The sequence below is a fragment of the Desulfuromonas soudanensis genome, from assembly GCF_001278055.1.
Classification (GTDB): domain Bacteria; phylum Desulfobacterota; class Desulfuromonadia; order Desulfuromonadales; family WTL; genus Deferrimonas; species Deferrimonas soudanensis.
Map to the genome: position 1 here is coordinate 3,862,371 of NZ_CP010802.1, position 19,402 is coordinate 3,881,772.

The 19,402-nt window shown below is 60.5% G+C and carries 17 protein-coding genes; 7 read left to right on the top strand and 10 right to left on the bottom strand.

From position 1 onward, the window contains the following. Positions 1 to 51: 51 nt before the first annotated feature. The 3 genes from DSOUD_RS17190 to DSOUD_RS17195 all read right to left on the bottom strand — a co-directional run bounded on the left by DSOUD_RS17190 (position 52) and on the right by DSOUD_RS17195 (position 1,994). Positions 52 to 1,134, bottom strand: coding sequence for a GTP pyrophosphokinase (locus tag DSOUD_RS17190; RefSeq protein WP_053552150.1), 1,083 nt, complete (start codon positions 1,132 to 1,134; stop codon positions 52 to 54). Between the two features lie 359 nt (positions 1,135 to 1,493). Next, positions 1,494 to 1,655, bottom strand: coding sequence for a hypothetical protein (locus tag DSOUD_RS18755; RefSeq protein WP_198300338.1), 162 nt, complete (start codon positions 1,653 to 1,655; stop codon positions 1,494 to 1,496). Between the two features lie 138 nt (positions 1,656 to 1,793). Then, the gene (locus tag DSOUD_RS17195; RefSeq protein ID WP_053552151.1) at positions 1,794 to 1,994 is read right to left on the bottom strand and encodes a cold-shock protein; all 201 of its coding nucleotides are present in this window, start codon (positions 1,992 to 1,994) and stop codon (positions 1,794 to 1,796) included. Positions 1,995 to 2,341: 347 nt separating this feature from the next. On the opposite strand from DSOUD_RS17195, the gene DSOUD_RS17200 reads away from it, so the two are divergent. Next, on the top strand, positions 2,342 to 3,823 hold the full coding sequence (locus tag DSOUD_RS17200; protein WP_053552443.1) for a B12-binding domain-containing radical SAM protein: 1,482 nt from the start codon (positions 2,342 to 2,344) through the stop codon (positions 3,821 to 3,823). Positions 3,824 to 4,027: 204 nt separating this feature from the next. On the opposite strand, the gene DSOUD_RS17205 is transcribed toward DSOUD_RS17200, so the two are convergent. The 3 genes from DSOUD_RS17205 to DSOUD_RS17215 form a co-directional block, all read right to left on the bottom strand. Beyond that, positions 4,028 to 4,819 (bottom strand): hypothetical protein, encoded by a 792-nt coding sequence (locus tag DSOUD_RS17205; RefSeq protein WP_157671917.1) that lies wholly within the window; start codon positions 4,817 to 4,819, stop codon positions 4,028 to 4,030. Between the two features lie 67 nt (positions 4,820 to 4,886). Further along, on the bottom strand, positions 4,887 to 5,693 hold the full coding sequence (locus DSOUD_RS17210) for a hypothetical protein (RefSeq protein ID WP_053552153.1): 807 nt from the start codon (positions 5,691 to 5,693) through the stop codon (positions 4,887 to 4,889). A 310-nt stretch (positions 5,694 to 6,003) separates the two neighbouring features. Continuing rightward, complete coding sequence (locus tag DSOUD_RS17215) at positions 6,004 to 6,762, bottom strand: glucose 1-dehydrogenase (protein ID WP_053552154.1); 759 nt, start codon at positions 6,760 to 6,762, stop codon at positions 6,004 to 6,006. 100 nt (positions 6,763 to 6,862) lie between these two features. On the opposite strand from DSOUD_RS17215, the gene DSOUD_RS17220 reads away from it, so the two are divergent. After that, positions 6,863 to 9,649, top strand: coding sequence for a phosphoenolpyruvate carboxylase (locus tag DSOUD_RS17220; RefSeq protein ID WP_053552155.1), 2,787 nt, complete (start codon positions 6,863 to 6,865; stop codon positions 9,647 to 9,649). 15 nt (positions 9,650 to 9,664) lie between these two features. Here the strand turns inward: DSOUD_RS17220 and DSOUD_RS17225 are convergent, their stop codons facing one another. Continuing rightward, positions 9,665 to 10,252, bottom strand: a complete 588-nt coding sequence (locus DSOUD_RS17225; RefSeq protein WP_053552156.1) for a hypothetical protein — start codon at positions 10,250 to 10,252, stop codon at positions 9,665 to 9,667. Continuing rightward, positions 10,249 to 11,619 carry an HD domain-containing phosphohydrolase gene (locus tag DSOUD_RS17230; RefSeq protein ID WP_053552157.1) on the bottom strand — a complete coding sequence of 457 codons (1,371 nt, stop codon included), beginning with the start codon at positions 11,617 to 11,619 and terminating at the stop codon, positions 10,249 to 10,251. The genes DSOUD_RS17225 and DSOUD_RS17230 overlap by 4 nt, the downstream gene beginning before the upstream one ends. 355 nt (positions 11,620 to 11,974) lie before the next feature. Here DSOUD_RS17230 and DSOUD_RS17235 point away from each other — a divergent pair, with 355 nt between their 5' ends. The 3 genes from DSOUD_RS17235 to DSOUD_RS17245 all read left to right on the top strand — a co-directional run bounded on the left by DSOUD_RS17235 (position 11,975) and on the right by DSOUD_RS17245 (position 16,330). Further along, positions 11,975 to 14,161 (top strand): HEAT repeat domain-containing protein, encoded by a 2,187-nt coding sequence (locus DSOUD_RS17235; RefSeq protein ID WP_053552158.1) that lies wholly within the window; start codon positions 11,975 to 11,977, stop codon positions 14,159 to 14,161. Beyond that, positions 14,158 to 15,294 (top strand): HD-GYP domain-containing protein, encoded by a 1,137-nt coding sequence (locus tag DSOUD_RS17240; protein ID WP_053552159.1) that lies wholly within the window; start codon positions 14,158 to 14,160, stop codon positions 15,292 to 15,294. Before DSOUD_RS17235 ends, DSOUD_RS17240 begins: the two co-directional genes overlap by 4 nt. A 139-nt stretch (positions 15,295 to 15,433) precedes the next feature. Further along, positions 15,434 to 16,330 (top strand): patatin-like phospholipase family protein, encoded by an 897-nt coding sequence (locus DSOUD_RS17245; protein WP_053552160.1) that lies wholly within the window; start codon positions 15,434 to 15,436, stop codon positions 16,328 to 16,330. A gap of 99 nt (positions 16,331 to 16,429) precedes the next feature. Here the strand turns inward: DSOUD_RS17245 and DSOUD_RS17250 are convergent, their stop codons facing one another. Then, positions 16,430 to 17,155, bottom strand: coding sequence for a response regulator (locus DSOUD_RS17250; RefSeq protein WP_053552161.1), 726 nt, complete (start codon positions 17,153 to 17,155; stop codon positions 16,430 to 16,432). Positions 17,156 to 17,395: 240 nt separating this feature from the next. Here DSOUD_RS17250 and DSOUD_RS17255 point away from each other — a divergent pair, with 240 nt between their 5' ends. After that, positions 17,396 to 17,746 carry a hypothetical protein gene (locus DSOUD_RS17255; RefSeq protein ID WP_053552162.1) on the top strand — a complete coding sequence of 117 codons (351 nt, stop codon included), beginning with the start codon at positions 17,396 to 17,398 and terminating at the stop codon, positions 17,744 to 17,746. Between the two features lie 298 nt (positions 17,747 to 18,044). Here DSOUD_RS17255 and DSOUD_RS17260 read toward each other — a convergent pair whose 3' ends face one another. Next, the gene (locus DSOUD_RS17260) at positions 18,045 to 18,566 is read right to left on the bottom strand and encodes a C40 family peptidase (RefSeq protein WP_053552163.1); all 522 of its coding nucleotides are present in this window, start codon (positions 18,564 to 18,566) and stop codon (positions 18,045 to 18,047) included. 172 nt (positions 18,567 to 18,738) lie between these two features. On the opposite strand from DSOUD_RS17260, the gene DSOUD_RS18645 reads away from it, so the two are divergent. Beyond that, a complete protein-coding gene (locus DSOUD_RS18645; RefSeq protein ID WP_053552164.1) occupies positions 18,739 to 19,236 on the top strand; it encodes a DUF4388 domain-containing protein in 498 nt (165 codons plus the stop codon). Positions 19,237 to 19,402 lie beyond the last annotated feature (166 nt).

Consider the following 19,402-nt stretch of genomic DNA (forward strand, 5'->3'; position numbering starts at 1 on the left):
CTGCCTTTTGCAAGGCAGCCCCCCTTTTTTATGAATGTCGCCAGAGGTGAATTACCGTTGGACTGCGCCATGCCCTTTTAACCATCCGGCAAAACGATCCCTTGGCCCCTTGGATAATATTCGATCGAAGGTTTCCTGATCGTAGAGGTACAGACAGTGCCGTATCGTGGTATAGGGACTGAAGGTGTTTTCGGGGTTTTCCACCATGAATTCATCGCGGTAATCTTTGACCGTTTTTAAATTCTCGATCAGACTTTTGTGCAGATCGGACCTTTTAAAACCGTTCTCCAGCTTCAGGATGTCCTGAACGAAGTTGTCCACCTTGTAGTCTTCGAATTCGAAATCCTTGAAAAAATGTCCGGCGACTCGCTGAAAGTTGAAGGCATTGACGTTTTTGGGGCTGGCCGGGGACGATGTTTCTCCTCCGCTTTCGTTATTGTCAATCAGGGGTTCACGGATCGGATCCACCGTGGCCTGCTCGATTAATTCCCTGGTGGCATTGCGTATTTCCTTGAATTCCCGGTCGGCGAGCTCGAAGAGGGCAGAGAGCACATTGATCCGCCGCTTGAGGTCATTGGGAATCGATTTTTTATATTTTATTTTGTGGTCCAGCACGCTCCAGGCATCCTGGATCAAAGACCGGATCTGAACTTCAAAATGATGAACGGCAAACGCTTGGTATTTTGTCGAAGAAGCCATCTCCTCGCTCGGCGCCATGTCCATGTGCAGCCCTTTATAGCCGAAGGAATCCTCGGTACTCTCCACGGCGGCGATCTTGTCAGTGACGTCGATGGTCCTGAAATGACTCTTCAAAACCTCCGACACCACGGCAATCTGGTCTTCATAGAGGCAGATGATGCGAATGCCGATTATGTCGGAGAGATAGTTTTTGATCTCGTAGGGTTGTTCGTCGCCTTCAAGCTTGCTCTGGTATTTTCGGTGAAACTTCTTAATGCACTCCTCTTTGTCCTTGACCCGCCCTTCTATTTTCGTCACCTCGCCCACATCCGACTGTTTTATCAGGATATTGATGGCGCGGATATAGGCGTTCTTGGCCTCTTCAAAAAGAGGCTTGTTGTTATCGTAAAATTTTCTGAAATTGCGCTTTTCGAGTTCGAAATCCAGAGAGGCCAAGGGCAGCTCCTTTTAAAATATGAAATTGAAACAGTCGGAAGTTAGAAAACTGAGGTGTGCGGGAGGATTCGGAAGGAATGCCGACGGGGGGAGACTTCTTCGGACGCGGTGTGCCTTGGATCGAAGCCTTCGACCCTCAAGGACCTCCTAGTGCATTTCCTTAAGGCATACGCCGGTCGCAAGAGACTCTCTTTGCCGAAAGGCCGGAGGTCTCCAGGGCCAAACAACCGGTGCAGATAGAGCTGAATTCCGCACCCGTGACTCCCTGGGCAACCTCCCCCAATCGGCGGAAGAGAAGAAAAATCGAGGCCGTTATCTTGCGGGGATTCCGCCGGGAAGTCCTGCAATAATTTTTACGGTTAGACCTGGTCCGGAGAGTCCAGGGGGGATTCCTCCGGAGCCTCTTCCGGTGTTTCCACGGCGCCCTCCTCCAGTTTGTTCTTTTTCTTTTCGTCTTTTTTGGCCTTTTTTGCGAGTTCCTTCTGGCGCTTTTCGAAGCCGTAATTCGGTTTTCTGGCCATCTCTTTTCCTTTCAGGCTGGCGTCTGACCCGCCCTCAGGCACACAACCGGAGGTCCATTTCCGCGGGCAAACTGCAGTTAGAAAAAAGAGCCCCACGAGATTCCGCGGGGCCCCTTTGCGAATATATGCAAATCTTACTTAAATTCTGCGCACATTAGCCGACTGAGGGCCCTTCTGACCCTGAGTGACTTCAAAGCTCACGCGATCACCTTCGGCGAGAGATTTGAATCCATCACCCTGGATTTCGGAAAAATGGACAAATACGTCGGGGCCATTTTCCTGCTCGATAAAACCAAAACCCTTTGCGTCGTTAAACCACTTCACGGTGCCTTCTGCCATGTCTTTTCTCCATGTTCCCTCTCTGGGAACTTTTTTGTGCCGACTCTGATCGCCCAAAATTAAAAAACACACGCCCAAGGGGCCTGTGTTTTTGATCCAAGCTAACACCTTGTTAACCTGGTGAGCGACAAAAAATCTACACAAACTTGCTTAAGTTTTTCTACTCTAGCACAGTCGACTTTGGAAAAGCAAGGTCTAAATGGAAAGGCCCCCGGAACATAGAATGCCCTCCCCCAGGGAGAAAGGGGGACGCGCCGACATCCTCGGCCCTTCCCCCCCCTGGATGGCGCGGAATTGAAGAACCGGTGTCTTTTGGTATCCTAGAGACATCCTTGGAGGCCCTTGAAATGAATATTCTCTTAATCTATCCCGAATTTCCCGATACCTTCTGGAGTTTCAAACACGCCCTGAAGCTGGCTCACAAGAGAGCCTCATCCCCTCCCCTGGGTCTCCTCACCGTTGCGGCGCTTCTCCCTCCGGAGTGGGAGAAGCGTCTGCTCGACCTCAACATCACCCGGCTCACGGCCAAAGACCTGGCCTGGGCCGAGGCCGTCTTTGTCAGCTCCATGCTGGTGCAAAAGGAATCGGCCCGCCAGGTGATTTCCCTTTGCCGCCAGGCCGGCGTCCGGGTCATCGCCGGCGGACCGCTTTTTACCAGCGAGTTTGAGCAATTCCCCGACGTCGACCATTTCGTCCTCAACGAAGGGGAATTGACCCTTCCGCCGTTTCTGTCCGATTGGGAGCGGGGCAAAGCCCGCCGCGTCTACCGAACCTCCGCCTTTGCTGATATCCGGAAATCGCCTGTCCCCCAGTGGGATTTGGTAAACATGCGCCACTATGCCGCCATGAGCATCCAATATTCGCGGGGTTGCCCCTTCCAATGCGAATTCTGCAACGTCACGGCCCTCTTCGGTCATCAGCCCCGCACCAAGAGCACCCCCCAGGTCCTTGCCGAACTCGATGGCCTCTACGACCGGGGATGGCGGGGGAGTATTTTTTTCGTCGACGATAATTTTATCGGCAACAAAAGGCAGCTCAAGACCGATCTTCTCCCGGCCCTCATCGACTGGCAGAAGAGGAGGGGCGGTCTCTCCTTTTATACCGAAGGCTCCATAAACCTCGCCGACGATCCCCAACTCATGGAGATGATGGTCGAGGCCGGCTTCGACACCGTCTTTGTCGGCATCGAAACGTCCGACGAGGCATGCCTAGCGGAATCGGGGAAGGTGCAGAACCAGAAGCGAAATCTGATCGCGGACATCAAACGCCTGCAGCGGGCGGGGCTGCAGGTGCAGGGAGGCTTTATTGTCGGCTTCGACAGCGACACTCCCGACACCTTCCAGCGCCAGATCGATTTTATTCAGAACAGCGGGATCGTCACGGCGATGGTCGGTCTCCTGCAGGCCCTGCCGGGAACCCGGCTCTACGACCGCATGAAACGGGAGGACCGCCTCCTCGCCGATTCGACGGGGGACAACGTCGGTATTTCAACCAACATCATTCCGGCCATGAAGCTGGAGACTCTGCAGGAGGGTTACAAAAAAATCATTCGGACGATTTACTCGCCCGAACGCTACTATCAGCGTCTCAAAGCCTTCCTGCAGGAATACCGCCCACCGAAGATCAAGTCCGCCAAGAGCCTTCGCTACCAGTTGGCGTTGTTCCATTCCTTTTACCGCCTGGGGGTCCTGGGGAAGGAGCGTCTCTATTTTTGGAGAGTCCTCCTCTGGACCCTGTTCCATCGCCCCCGATTGTTCCCGCAGGCCGTCACCCTGGCCATTTACGGCTATCATTTCCGCACCATCAGCGAACGATATATTCTGGGGTGACTTCGTCAGGAAAAGGGCTTTTGCCTGATTTGCCTGCGCCGTCCCCCTGCCGATCCCCCGGGCCCCGCCGGTGAATACCGCGACCCGCCTCTCCCCTTCCAGGATTCCCTCCCGATGTTCGACCCCGGCCAACCTTTTCTCTCGGGACGAATCCCGGCCATGAATTTCGGTGCAGGTTCCCCCACGGCGAATGAATGAAGCCTTTTAAGGGACGTCAAAGACCAGGCGATCGGCATCGGTGGCCGTTTTCCCGTCCGATCGTTTCCCCTCCACCGAAAGGAGGAGGACATTGCGCCCCGGCTTGAGGGAAAGGGTCAACATCTGGTCCGCCTCCGGTGAGGGCGAGAAGAGGCCGGAGAGGTCCTGCCCGTCCAGGCGGGCGGAAAAGGAGGAAGGATCGATGGTCGCTCCGTAGAATATGTGAAGGTCGAAGGTCGAGGTCCCAGACGGAAGCGCCGTCGTGGCCTCCTGAGGGTAGTGATAGGCGAGAAAGGCATTAACGTCGGCCGACCTCTGGCCATGCCCGAAGAAGAGTTTCGGCTCAAATCCGACGTACTTAAGCAGCTCCTCCGATGCAGAATATTTATTGGTCACCTTCCACTTTTCGTCCTCCTGAACAAGTGTATAAGGCAATACGCTGATGTCGCCGGCGACATCCTTTATGCGGACGACAAGGACAACGGAATCGACATAGCTGAATTTACTGTCAATATAACTTTCTACATATCCTGCCCTGAAATTCTCGATTCCTGCCATCGGGTCGATGTCGTTTTCTGCAAAGACACTCCTTTCCTCTGCCGCGCTTTCAGCCGTCAAGGTCTCAAAGTGCCAGGCTAGATCTCCAGCCATATAGGCGGAGAAAAATGCAGCGAGTGCACTCTCGGGAGATTCGTAACGGGCTACCTTTTTATCCACAAAATGAATTTGCATTGTAGCTGCCGCTACATTAAGTGGCAAAAAACTGCTTAAAAACAAAAAAATCGTAAATTTGACCATTTCTACTCAAAAATCAGAGGTTGGATTGCTTTGGGATCAAACGACTATCACATTTATTTATGGTTATTTATGGGACAACAAAGACCAATCGGTCCGAATCCTTAGCCTTTTTTCCGTTGGTCTTTATGCCCTCAACCGAAAGAAGAAGGACACTCCTCCCCTGCTGAAGCGGGATAACCACCTCCTCATCCGTAAACGGTTCTGGAGAGAATTTCGTGCTTATGTCGTTCTTATTCAAGGTGGCCGAGAAAGTTTTCGGCACCACCGACTTACCATAATAGATATGCACTGCATAGCTGACCGTCCCGGACTCAAGCTCGCTCTGAACCTGGTTTGGTTTTTCGTAGCCCAGAAAGGAATTGATCTCCTCTGGACTCTGGCCCTTGCCGTCGAACAGCGGTGGAATAAAATGCAGATAATCGAGCAGGATCTCGTCTGAAGCAAACTTGTTGGTAAATTTCCACAATCCGTTTTCCAATACATAAGGAAAAGGAACTTGTCGAACGCTGCCATCATACCCTGTTCCGTCAACGATGAGGAGGACAGCGTCCTGATAGTTGACCTTATTGACGATGTACGCTTCTTTTACGTTTTTTTCCAAATCGAACAACCGCGAGCGGTCGATACCTGAGGCCAGGTAGTCTCGAATTTCCTTCTCCAGCGACTCCCGGGTCATCGTTTCATCGGCCCACTCGAGGTTCCCCAATAACAGCGCTGAACGTCTTGCTGCCAGCGTATTTTCCGGAGTGGTATAGTTAGCGGAATCTCTTGTGATTATTTCAACCCTTTGTGGCAAGTCGCCAACCTCACAGTATACGTTAGTGATGGATACCGACATTACGCAAAAAATGGCAACGAGTATTTTATCAAACATAAAATGTCCCTTTATTCACAATCTCCCATAACTGTCGGCGGCTCAGTGCTTTTTTCATGTCAGGCACTTCCCCCACACCGACATTTGTTTTCTGTGATTTGCAATCATTCACGGTATGTTTGCTGTGTACCGTTTTTGTAATTTAAAGGTCAATGAAAATTTTAAATTCCAATTCAAAAAACTAAACCCGCCCTTTCGCCGGGAGGATATCCCGCCAGGAGAGCCCAGAGATGGTGCCATCCAGCCTGGACATTGGATACCGCGGAAAGGGTTGCCGACCCGGCCAACCCCTTTTCGTCAATGCCTTTTATCAGGCATAGATCATCTTTTTTGTCATCCCGCCGTCGACCACAAAATTCTGACCAGTGATGAATCCGTTGACGGGATCGGCGAGAAAGAGCGCCAGGTTCGCCACGTCCTCGGGTGTTCCGACCCGGCCGGCGGGGTGCTGGCGATGATCGGCGGCGCCGGGGACGTCTGTCGTTCTGGAGGAGGACTTTTGCCAGGGTCCGACGTCGATCCACCCCGGGCTGATGGCGTTGACGCGGATTTCCGGACCGAGACTGACGGAAAGGGCGTGGGTCAGGGCGAGGAGCCCCCCCTTGCTGGCGGAGTAAGCCTCGGTGTCCGGTTCCGACATGAGGGCCCGGGTCGAGGCGATGTTGACGATCGCGCCCCCCCCTTCCCGCAGATGGGGGGCGGCGTATCGGGCGCAGAGCATCGGGCCGGTGAGGTTGACGGCGAGGACCTTCTGCCAGGCCTCCTGGGTCAACTCCGCCAGGGGAGAACGGACCATGATTCCGGCGTTGTTGATCAGGACGTCGAGGACGCCGAACTCCGTCAGGGTCGTCTCGACCAGGCGCTCCACCGCCTTTTCCGAGGCGACGTCGGTCTCGACAAAGCGGACCCTTTCCCCACCGGCCAGCTCCCGCACCGCCTCCTCCCCTGCCTCGCCATCGCAATCGGCGATCACCACCCGATACCCTGCGGCCAGAAAGGCCTGCGCCGACCCCCGGCCGATCCCCTGAGCGCCGCCGGTGATCACCGCGACCCTTCTCTTCTCTTCCATGGTTCCCTCCCGATGTTCGCCCTATACAAGGTACGCCGCTTCGTTATACTTTCAAGGCAAGGCAACAGATTAATATCACAGGAACAAGGGGTGAGCCATCATGAAGGAGCTCTTTTGGAGGGCCGAAGACCAGCGGGAACGCCTGGACGAACTGACCACCTGCGAGGCAAAGCGCAAGGACCTGCCGCTGCGTCGCGACGTGCGCTCTCTCGGCAAGGTCCTGGGAGAGGTCATCCGCGAGCAGGCGGGAGAGAAGGTCTACGAGACCGAGGAGGAGCTGCGCCGCCTGGCGATCAGCCACCGCGAGCTCGAGCAGGGGGAAGGGGGGGAGCCTCTCGACACCGACGAAGAGCGGCGCCTCTCCGGAAAAGCCGTCTCCCTCATCGCCGGGATGACCCCGGCGGAGGCCTACCAGATCGTCAAGGCCTTCTCCACCTATTTCGAGCTCACCAACCTGGCGGAGACAAACCACCGCAAACGCCGCCGCCGCGCCCTGGAGCTGAACCCGCAGGGGGGAGACAAGCCGGGATCGATGCGCGGCACCCTGGAGCGGCTGCGCAAGGCCGGGGTCGACCGGGAGGAGATCCTGCGCCTTCTCGGGGAAGTGACGGCGGTCCCCGTCTTCACGGCCCATCCGACGGAGGTCGCCCGGCGGGTGGTGCGCACCAAGCGGCGGCGCGTCGCCGGCGTTCTCGAGGAGCTCGACCGCCTCCCCCTTACCGACGCCGAGGCCGCCGACGGCCAGGAGGGGATTCTCGCCGAGGTGACCGCCCTCTGGCAGACCGACGAGGTCCGGCGCCGCCAGCCGACGGTGGCCGACGAGATCCGCATGGGACTCGAGCACTACCCCGGCGCCCTCATCGCTCCTCTCCCCGACCTTTACCGGGACGTGGCCCGGGCCCTGGACGAGACCTACGGCGGCGTCACCGACCCGGCGGGCCTGCCGACGCTGGTCCGCTTTGGCTCCTGGATCGGCGGCGACCGCGACGGCAACCCCTTCGTCACCGCCGAGGTCACCCGGGAGGCGCTGCAGAAGGGACGGGAGACGATCCTCGCCGCCTACCTCGCCTCCGTCGAAGAGCTCAAGGAGCTTCTGACCCCCTCGACCTGCCGCCGCGAAGCCTCCCCCGAGCTTCTCCGGGCCTGCGAACGCTACGCCGCCCTCCTGCCGGCGGTGGCGGCCGAGGCGGAAGGTTATCCCCCCTGCGAACCGTACCGGCGCTTCCTGCGCTTCGTCCTCCACCGGATCCGCCGCTCCCTCCGCGAAGAGCCGCAGGGTCCCGAGGGGTACGGGAAGGCCGGCGAACTCGTCGTCGATCTCGAGCTGGTGCGGGAGAGCCTCCTTACCCACGGCGGCGCCCATCTCGCCCGGCGCTACCTCGATCCGCTCCTGCGCCGCCTGGGGACCTTCGGCTTCCATCTCCACACCCTCGACATCCGCCAGCATGCCCGGGTTCATTCCCTGGCGCTGCGGGAGCTCGGCGCCGGTGCCGAAGGGAGCGGCGCGGGGGGGCGGGGACGGGCCGCGTCCCCCTCCGAGGAGACCACCGAGCTCCTGAGGACGCTGCGAGAAATCGCCGCCCTCAAGACAACCTATCCCCCCGCATCCATCCGCAGCTACATCATCAGCGGTGCCTCTTCCGAGGAGGACGTCTACGCTCTGGTCTGGCTCATGGAACTCTGCGGCATCCAGGTCTCGGGGGAGGGTGAAGATCCGGGCCTGATGCCGGTCCCCCTCTTCGAGTACATCGACGATCTGCGCCGGGCGCCGGAAGTCTGCCGCACCCTCTGGAGCGATCCGGGCTACGCCCCCCTCCTCGACTCCTGGGGGCGGCGTCAGGAGGTGATGCTCGGCTACTCCGACTCGAACAAGGACGGCGGGATGCTCACCAGCACCTGGGAGACCTACAAGGCCCACCGCGCCCTGCACCGGGTGGCGGCCGAATGCAATGTCCGCCTGACCCTCTTTCACGGCCGCGGCGGCACCGTCGGCCGCGGCGGCGGGCCGACCCACCGCTCCATCCTCGCCCAGCCCCCCGGGGCCTTTACCGGCTCCCTGAAAATCACCGAGCAGGGGGAGGTGATCAACTTCAAGTATGCCGACCCGGCCCTGGCCCTTCGCAACCTTGAACTCATGGTCGCCGCCTCCCTCGAGGCCCTTGCCGCCCCGCCGGCCGTCGGCGACGACGGGGAGGCCTGGGAGGAGACCCTCGAGGAGCTCTCGGCGACCGCCTTCGCCTGCTACCGCAAGCAGATCGTCGACAATCCCGATATCCTCCCTTACTTCGAGCAGGCCACCCCGGTCCTCGAGTTCGAGCTGGCCAAGCTCGGCTCCCGTCCGGCGCGACGGAGGCAGAGCCGCTCCCTCGACGACCTGCGAGCCATCCCCTGGGGATTCGGCTGGATCCAGAGCCGGCACATGATCCCCGGCTGGTTCGGAGTCGGCCACGCCCTGGAGCGCTATGCCGCGGGGGGCGAGGAACGACTGGGGCGGCTCAAAGAGATGATGGGCCACTTCCCCTTTTTCCGCGACCTGATGCGCAACGTCGAACTGGCGCTGACCAAGGTCGACCTCCCCCTGGCAAGGCGCTATGCCGAACTCGTCTCCGATGCGGCCCTGCGGGAACGGGTCTTTTCCATGGTCGTCGAGGAATTCCGGCGCACCCGCAAGATGATCCTGGCAGTCAGCTCCCAGAAGACGCTGCTGGAAACAAACCCGGGGCTCGCCCATTCCCTGCGGCTGCGCAATCCCTATGTCGACCCCCTGAGCCTGATCCAGATCGAGCTGTTGCGCCGCAAGCGCCTCGGGGAGGAGAGCGACGAGCTCGACTATGTGCTGGCGGCAACCATCAACGGCATCGCCGCCGGGCTGCGCAATACGGGGTGAAACAAGGGGGATGAATCAGGGGCGGGAAACTTTTTCGAGGGTGCGCAGGGCGTCGCGCTGGCGGACGGCGGTGGCGAGGGCGTTGCCGGCGGGTTCGTGGCCGGGATCGAAGTCGAGGAGCTGGCTCCAGGCGCCGATGGCGCCGTCGAGGTCCCCCCTGCGGTAGGCATGGAGCCCCTGCTCCATGAGACGATCGGAACAGAAGCGCAGGTTCAGTTCGATGGAGTGCCGTGACGTCTTGAGTTCCTGATCCAGGGGGAGATTGGCGGGGTAGTAGTCGAGAATGGCGCGATAGAGGAGCCCCGCCCCCCGATAGTCGTCTTCGGCCTGGGCGGCCGCAGCGCTCTTGAGCGATCCGGCAACGGCAGCAAGATAGTCTTTGGCAACCAGACTCTTCGACGCTCCCCGCCGGCGCTCTCCGTCGATGAGGGCCAGGGCTTCGGGATAGGCCCCCTTTCTCAGGTTTCGGTCGATTCCCTGCCGCTCCGAAACCGCGGCGGCTTTGGGGCCGAATAAGGCGGTCCCGGGGGGGGCGTAGGTGCAGGAGGAGAGGACCGGGAGCAAAAGAGCCGCCCGGAGGCAGAAACGGGGGAGTCTTTTCATACCGCCTTCACCATGAAGGAGAGTTCCTCGTCATGCTGGTAATCGACGAGGATGTCGCTGAAAAGATCGGTGAGAACCGGCGAAAACTGGGTTCCCCGGAACCGGCGGATCTCGGCGATGGCCTCCTCGCGGCTGGCTCCGGGGCGATAGGGACGACTGGTGGTGATGGCGTCATAGCAATCGGCCAGGGCGACGATCTGGGCATAGAGGGGAATATCCTCCCCCTGGAGACCTGCGGGGTAGCCGCTACCGTCGTACCATTCATGATGGTGAAGGACGACGGGGATATACTTGTGCAGCGATTCGGCGATGCTCAGGATCTCCGCTCCCTGGTCGGGATGACAGCGCACCAGCCGATATTCCCGGTCGTCCAGCGGCCCCTCTTTGTTGAGGATCAGATCGGGGACCCGGATCTTCCCCACGTCGTGGAGGAAACAGGCCATTTCCAGGTCGGTAAGCTGGTCGTCCTCGAGCCCCAGAGCCGTCCCTATGCGCAGGGAAAGGCGGGCGACCCGCGCCGAATGACCAAAGGTGTACTGATCCCGGGCGTCGATGGCCGCGGCCAGAATCCGCACCGTGGAGAGGGAGGAGCGCTCCAGATCCCGCGCAGTGCATTCCAGGTTCTCCTTCTGTTCGAGAATCATCTGGGACATCTGGTTGAAATTGTGCGTGAGCTCCCCCAGTTCATCGTGGGAGGTGACCTCTATGGTCACGCCGTAACCGCCGTTCTTGATCGCCGAGACTCCCCGCGCCAGACGCTTGACCGGATTGGTAATAAAGCCGGAAAGTAAAAAAGCGCCGCCGACCCCGAGAATAACCATGAGGGCCGAAACGAGAAAGAGCTGCAGACGCGCCGCCCGTCGGGCGAGGTGCAGGGTGGCGGCATCGATCCCGAGATAGACATCCCCCACCCGCCGGCCGGCGAACTCGATCGGCGTCCTGAAGGTATAGTTTTCTTCACCGGAGCGCTCGACGAGGGAGACTTCCGCCCCCTCAGCAGCCGGCACCGGAGTTCCCTTCTTCTCCTGATAGGGGGTGCCGACCAGGGCCAGCTCGTCGTGAGCGACAACGATCCCGTTGATATCGACGATGGCCAGATAGACCAGGTCGGGCTGGGATTCCCTGATTTTGACGGCCAGATTATCCAGGGCCAGGCGCTCTCCGGCGAGGATGCTGTAGCCGGCGGGAATGGCGGCACTCAGGGAGATGGCCCGTCCGCGGTGCACCAGCTCGCGGAGAAGAAAATTGTCGACGAGGCGGATCACCACCAGGGAAGAGAGTGTGGTCACGAACAGGATCAGCACCAGGCTCACCATTGCCAGCTTGAGACTGATCCCCTGGAGGAATTTTTTTAGTTTCTCGACCATCTTGATTGTCCGTGGGCGATCCTGGGGCAAAGGAAGCTCCTCGGATAAGGGAAAAAGCGGCGGCGTAATTCTCAGGGGCGGCGGATCGCAGGGGGTGGCGTCTTTGCGCACAGATCCTTTATAAAACAATCGGTTCTGTTCTCGCCGAACAAAATACCCGCAAAGGGCTCTCCTTGGCAAGGGATTTCCTTGGACCCGTCCTGATTATCTTTTCTTCATTGAAATTCCACCAATCTTTAAGGGGATCCAGCTCCCGGCCGCCGGGGAAAGGGATTTTTCCCGGAATGTCGGGCCGTTCTGCTATAATCCGGCAAATCGACCGGTCTCCGGCCGGCACCGTCCAACGGAGGTTTGCTTGCCGTCTTTCCCCCCCACCCCCGACCGGCCCCCCGACATCCTGGTCCTGAGCCGGTTCATCTACGAATTCAACATCGCCAGGCGCCAGATGTCGGCCTATCCCAAGGGGCACCCGGTGATCGCCGCGGCGGCGGGGAAGACCATGGAGATCTTCGCCTCCCTCCTCGAGAACTGCGACGAGGTGACCCTCGGCGTCGCCCGGGAGGTCCTGGTGGTCGGCGAGGCCTGCCTCGAACGCAAAAACCCCGTCTTTCAGGATCTGGCGCGTCACCTCTTTGCCCTCGGGGTCGCCTCCCTCACCTTCAGCCGCGGCCTGACCCGGGGGGAAATCATAACCTTCAACGAGCTCCTCTCCCACAGCCGCGAGGAGGTGCGGGAGGCCGGAGGCCTGGCCCTCCTTCTTGAGGGACTCGGCATCCGCAACATCGCCGTCGAAGAGATCGATTACCAGGCGTTTGCCACCACGGAGGAGCTCCGGATTTTCCCCCCGGGCCAGAACCCCGCCGCGCCACCGGCCATCCCCCTTTGGGAAGGGTTCATCACCGCCCTTCTCCATGCCCGCCTCGATCCCGAAGGCGCTCCCCTGAGCGGCTTCGAGGAGCTGGGAGCAGGGGCCGTCGCCGCCCTTCTCAACGACGAGTTCGACCCCAATCCCGCCAACTACGGCGCAAGCATCGTCGCCTTTTTGCGCCGTCTCGCACCTGGTCAATCGGACGATGAAACCCGCAGTCTGGCCCTGGAGAAGCTCGCCGATCTGGTCGGCCGCTTCAACCCCGAACTACGCTGCCAGTTCCTCTCCAGCACCTTCGGCGCCCTTTCCGACGAGGGGTCTTTGGCAACGGAATTTATCCAAAAGCTCTCTCCCGACAGGGTGGCCGAAACCCTCGCCGACATCAACGACCGCCGCCTGTCCGTGCCGCCGGCCATCTTCGGCATCCTCCAAAAACTCTCCCGGCACGGCGGCGACCCGGGAGGGAAGGTCACCGGAGGGACCCCGTCCACCGGTGAAGATGCCTCCGAGAGCCTCGACCTCATCTTTCGGGAAGTCGAAGCCGATCAGTTCGTCCCCGCCGGCTATCAGGTTTTACTCGACAAGATTCTCACCGTCGAACAACCAAGGAAGGACGAAGGGGACAAACTCGAAGAGCTCAAGAAGACTCTCGGCAGCCACCGGGTGGAGACGAAGGTGAGCGCCATCATCCTCGAGATCCTCAACAACGCTCCCTCGGAATCCCAAACCCAATCCCTTAAACGCAATACATTGGAACTCTTCGACTATTTTCTCGAAATGGGGGATTTCGCCTCCCTGTCGCTGATGCACACCGGGCTGCGCCGGGGCGTCGGGGCGGAGGCTCCCCTCCCCCTCCACCAGGAGCTCCTGGCCGCCTTTACCCTCCCCCGTTTCCTCGAGGGAACCCTCAACGCCCCCAGCCTCTGGGGGAAGGAGAAGTTCGAGGAAATCGAGGCACTGATCGCCGCCGTCGGACTCCCCTTTGTCGAACCCCTCCTCGACCGGCTGGCGGCCGCCGACACCATCCCCCTGCGACGCTACTACATGGAGCGCCTCCAGGCCTTCGGTAACCGGACCCTTCCGGCGATTCGTGCCCGTCTCGGCGACGGCCGCTGGTTTTTCGTCCGCAACCTGATCATGATGCTGCGCACCCTCAACGATCCGGCCGTCGCGGCGGAAATCAAGCCGCTCCTCAATCATCCCCATCCCAAGGTCCGTCAGGAGGCCTTTGCGACCCTTCTCCACTTTCGCGCCCCCGGAGCCGACCGTATCCTCCTTGAGATGCTTGGCGACAACGATCCGGCAGAGCAGCTCCGCGCCGTGCTGCTGGCGCCCCGCACCCCCTATCCCGCCGTATTTCGGGCGCTGCTGGCGCTGCTGAACCAGGGGATCCTCACCGGCAGCAACTTTGAACTCAAGAGGGGGGTGGTTCAGGCGCTGGCCGAAACGGGGAACCCTGCGGCCCTCCCCGAACTGGGGCGGCGCCTGCGATCAAACAGTCTCTTCCATCCCATACTTCACGCCCGGCTGAAGCTGGAGATCGTTAAATCCCTGGAATACTATCCCGCCGCAGAGGCCGCCATCATTCTCGCCGAGGTGGTCCGTTCCGGGTCGGGAGACCTCGCCCGCACGGCGGCACAGACCTTGAAGAATCTGCAGGGGAGGGGCGCATGAGCGATACACGCCGGGAGGAGATTTGCGGATTCATTCGTCTGCTCGACATGGCGGTGGCCAACGCCACCCTCTATTCCCCTCGCCATCGCCAGGTGCTGCACCTCACCGAGAGCGCCGGCAAGGCCCTCAAATCCCTTCTGGCAGAAGGCCCCCTCCCGCTGCTGATTATCGAGGGAGAAGTGGTGGCCGACGGAAGCCCCCTCCCCGCCGGGATGTATCTGAACCGCTTCGCCCAGACCCTCGGCCGCCACGGCATCGGCCATCTCCGATTCGTCGCCGGCATCGAGAACGGCGAAGTCGCCGCCCTGGTCGAGGCGCTGGCCGGACCGGTTCGGCAGGGGGAAGAAATCCGTTCCTCGGAACACCTGCGCTTCGGCCGGGTGGAAGTGCGCCAGGAGGCCGCAGAGGATGGCGGCATCAAGCGTCTCGACCTTGCCGAGCTCCCCGGAGAGGAGCGGGCCCGATTTCAGGACCTCTGCGAAGGGGTCAGAAAACACGGCAAGCTGCAGGTGACGGGGATCTCCGAAGTCGTTCACGGCTTCGTCGAGGCCTTCTGCCGCGAAGCCGATCCCCTGATGGCTCTGGCCCCGCTGCGCGCCGTCGACGACTACACCTTCACCCATTCGACCAACGTCTGCATCCTCAATCTCGCCCAGGCCATGGCCCTGGGGATCGACGGGGCGCTCCTCCATGACATCGGCATCGCCGCCATGCTCCACGATGTCGGCAAGCTCTACATCCCGGAGGAGATTCTCAACAAAAACGGCGCCCTCGACGAGCAGGAATGGGCGGTGATGAAACAGCATCCCGTCAGAGGGGCTCAGTATCTTCTCGACACCCCCGGTGTTCCGCGCCTGGCGGTTCTCACCGCCTACGAGCACCACATGAAGTACAACCTCAGCGGCTACCCGAGGGTCGCCGCGAACTGGGAGCTCAACCTCGCCAGCCAGATGACCATGGTTTCTGATATCTTCGACGCCCTGCGCACCCGCCGCGCCTACCATGACCCGATGGAGATGGAGGGGATCACCGCCATCATGCGCCAATTGTCCGGAACGGAACTGAATCCGGTCCTTACGGAAAATTTTTTGCGCCTCACCGCCCGGCTGAGCCTCGAGGGGTCGGGATCTTGACACCTGTCGTTATTTTGACAACCTCGTCGTCAGGACGCCGCCAAGAAATGGAACAGGCCTTGGCCTGGCAACAGGCAACGGCAGGAGGAAGCTGCTCCTTCAAGGGAGCAAAAAAGGGAGAAGGGCACTGGGGGCGCGATTGAAAATCGGACTGGCTCTGGGAGGGGGCGCCGCACGGGCGCTGTCGCACATCGGGGTAATCGAGGCGCTGATTGCCCATGATATCCCCATCGACGTCGTCACCGGGACCAGCATGGGCGCCATCATCGGCGCCCTGTACGCCATCGACCCCGACATCGGCAGGGTGCGGGAGAAGCTCCTGGCCTACCTCGCCAGCGATGTCTTTGCCCAGGGCCGTCTCGACTTCATCCGGGACAAGGACCTCCTCGAAGGGGAGGGACTCTATTACCGTTTTAGCCGCCTGGCCCGCCGAGGACTCTTCTTTACCGCCACCCTGACCCGCGGCTCTTTTATCTCCGAGGAAACGGTGGAGCGAAACTTCGCCGCCCTCGTCGACGACATCGACATCAGGTCGACCCGCCTCCCCTTTGCCGCCGCGGCCACGGACCTCAGGGGGGGGAGGGAATTCGTCCTCGACCAGGGGAATCTGCGCCGCGCCCTCGCCGCCAGTTGCGCGATCCCCGGAGTCCTGCCGCCGGTCCCCTGGGGGGAGATGCAGCTGATCGACGGCGGCTGGATCGACGCCGTCCCCATCGAACCGGCGCTGCATCTCGGGGCGGACCTGGTGATCGCCGTCGATGTCGCCCGGGACATCAGCGAACTCGAACATGGCCGCCGCGCCCTCGACATCATCTTCCGAGCCGACACCATCAGCCGCTACGCCCTCGCCCGGGAGAAGCTGGCCCGGGCCGACATCGTCCTGCGGCCGGCGGTGCAGACCCTGCACTGGGCGGACTTCACCCAGCCGGAGAAGGCCATCGCCTGCGGCCGGGAGGCGGTGGAGAGCAGCTTTGAGGAAATTTCCCGCCTGCTGCGCTTCCGGCGGCTCAAGGCCTGGCTTCGTCCCCCCTGGTAATTGCTCCCCCTCGCAGGGAAATCTTCTGAGCGGGGCTTGGTCTTGTTTGCCGAAAGCGGGGAGGGTACCAGAGAGGGAGAAGGGTCCGCGGTGGGGATCTCAGAGGGATGTCGCCGCCGGAAACGACCGTTTCCGGGCGACGAAAGAACGGAGTGCACTTAGAGTGGCAAGGCTCGGAGCAAGGAACTGGATGGCCATGCCGGGGGGCAGATCCCCCTTGCGCACCCAGTCGGCATGGTTTGCCCAGGCGACCCGCCCCTGGCAGTGCAGGACGGTTGCCGGCTGAAGGAGGTTGATCTCCAGGTGGAGGATGGTGTCGGTGAGGTGCGGCTTGTCCGTTTCGATGAAGAGCCCGCCGGTACTCAGATCATAGGTGTATCCGGAGGTCGATTCGCCGCCGTCGATGCCATAGCGCACCGGCAGTCGGGTATGGATGCGCAGCGTGTCGGTATCGGAGACCTTGAGAATGCGATAGGCCGCAGCCAGAAAAGGGGCGCGGGCCACGGGCTTCATCAGGAGTTCCTCGCAGCCGGCCTGCCGGCAGCGGTCAAAATCGGCCTCATCGCGACTGTTGGTGACAATGACCACCGGGATCCCCCGAGTCTCGGGATTTTCCTTGATCTTCCGGCAGATCTCGTCGCCGTTCCCCTCGGGCATATAGAGATCCATAAAGACCATGTCGGGGCTCTCCCGCTGCATCACCTCCAGGGCCTCGCGGCCACTGCGGGCGACCAGCAGGGTAAAATTCTCCCTGCGAAAAAAATCCTTTTCCATCTCAAGGAACAGTTCCACATCATCGACCAGCAGGATTTTTTTTGAAATCAAGGAGTTCCTCCCGAACATCACATAACAAAAACGGACAGCATCGTTGGGTCCAGTGCCGCAAGGTTAACACAAATCAAGGCCGACGCATGCCGAAGTTCTCTTTCCTCCAGCAACATTCTCCATATTTGCGAGAATCGTGCCCGCCCAACGGCCGATTGCAGGTCCGCTCCCCGGCGCTATACTTTAAGTGGAACCGCGACGGGAGCCCTCCCTTGCGCGGCTCCGGGAAAGGGGGACACGATGACAGGAAGCGACATTCTCCGCCAGATCAAGGAAGAGCGCAACCCGCGCCTCTGCTTCATCAAATGGTGGCGCAAGGAGCAGGATTTTCTCAATTTTGAAGAGATCGACGAGTTCATCCAGAAGACTGGCCCCGACGAGGAGTTCGAAGGGTATGAACTGCTCGATATGGAACAGGTCTGGGCCTTCCTCAAGGAACGCGAACTCGGGAACATTCACCGGGAAACCCGCACCAGCGGCCGGGAGGTGATCGTCTGGGACCGCCCCGACAAGAGCCAGGAGTGCCCCTACAACCCCGCCTCCCTGATGACGATTCTCAATGTCGAGTCGCGGGGAACGGTGATCGACTGACCCGGTACGGCGCGGGCAAAAAAAGACGCGCCGCTCAGGAGGGTAAGTGCGACGCGCCAAGGTGTGGAGGCGTGGATTCCGGTTGCTGCGGAGACACGGCATTATGCGCGCTCCTGTTGTTTCTTTCAATATAACCGATGAGCGCGGCTCTTTCCATGGTCAACCCCGTAAAAAACCGGCTCCTCTTCGACGGTGCCTTACTGTGCGTTTGTGCAGATGCCGCCAGGTCGGTCGGATGGATAGGCAGTTCTTCTCCGCCGTCAATGCTTGTTCGGACGACGCCTTTTTTTGGACCTTCTCAGGGTTTCCGCGGATAGCGTCCGGCCCCCTGCAGACGCGTCTGCCAGTAGGGGTTTTCGAGGGTGGCGTAACAGACCGCGCTGCCGGAGGAGGGGGCGTGGATGAAGGTGTTCCCTTCGATGTAAATGCCCACATGTGACACTTTTTGTCGCGAGACCCGGAAAAACAACAGGTCGCCAGGCTGCAGTTCCTCCAAGGGAACCCTCTGCGCCTGAAGGTACTGCTCCGTCGAGGTGCGGGGGACCCGGAGTCCCGAGCGGCCGAAGACGTAATGGACCAGGCCGCTGCAATCAAAGCCTTCCGGACCGTCGCCGCCGTAACGATAGGGTGCGCCGACGCACTCCCGGGCCAGGGTGGAGATCCCGCCATCGGCATCGACCTGCCGCTGCACAAGCCCATCGATGCTGCCGTCAACGGCTACTGAACGGCTCCCCGGCGGCAGCGCCGGCACCTCGATTCCGCACCCGCCGAGGAGAAGGGCCAGAGCCAGCAGGCGACAGATTTTTTTGTTTATGGTCATAAGGGCACCTCTTTCCGATAGAAACAGCAAGGGGCGTTCCAAGAGTCACGGGGAGGCAATTTTCCCGAGGAGAAGAACTCCGGCACGAATCTTTCATTGCCTTTACGGTTTTTCACGTCACTTCCTCCCCTTGCTGCGGACGCCGGGAGGGAAGAAACAGGGGAGCGAGGGAATGAAGACCATTGTCGGCGATCTGAAAACGATCTCGCTCTACAATATTGTGGAGGCGGTCGAGGTCCAGGGGAAGACCGGGCGCCTGGGTGTCGCCCGGGCCGGAATTGCCAAGACGTTCTTCTTTGAGGAGGGTGCGATGGTTTTCGTTACCTCAACCCGTCCGGGAGAGCGTTTGGGAGAGTTCCTCAGCGCCATCGGCTGTCTCGATCTGGCGCGGATGGAATCGCTGCTGGCGGAGAGCCGCCGCCGGGGAGAGCGCTTTACCGCCGATCTCCTGACGGCAAAGGTCTTCGAGCGCAAGGAACTGGAGAGCGCCCTCTGCCAGCTGGTGGTCCGGGCTCTGGCCGACGCCCTGAGCTGGGAGGAGGGGAGCTTTGAGCTCCACCCCGACCTCCCCCCGGGAATTCTCTCCGGGCCGGTGACCATCCGGGTCCCCCACGCCCTCGGCCAGGCGCAGCGGCTCAGGGCCACGGCATCCCGCCACGAGGTCCCCTAGGAAACTCCGTTGCGGCAAGGGGAAAACCTTTCAAGTCCCCCGGTCCCAGCCGTCCTCCAGGAAACGATTCCTCCCCACCTGACCCTCTCTCCATTTCTGCCAGACCCCCGTCCCGAGACCCCCCCGAAGCTAACCTGCCGATATTGCACCGCTCTCACCGAAAAGG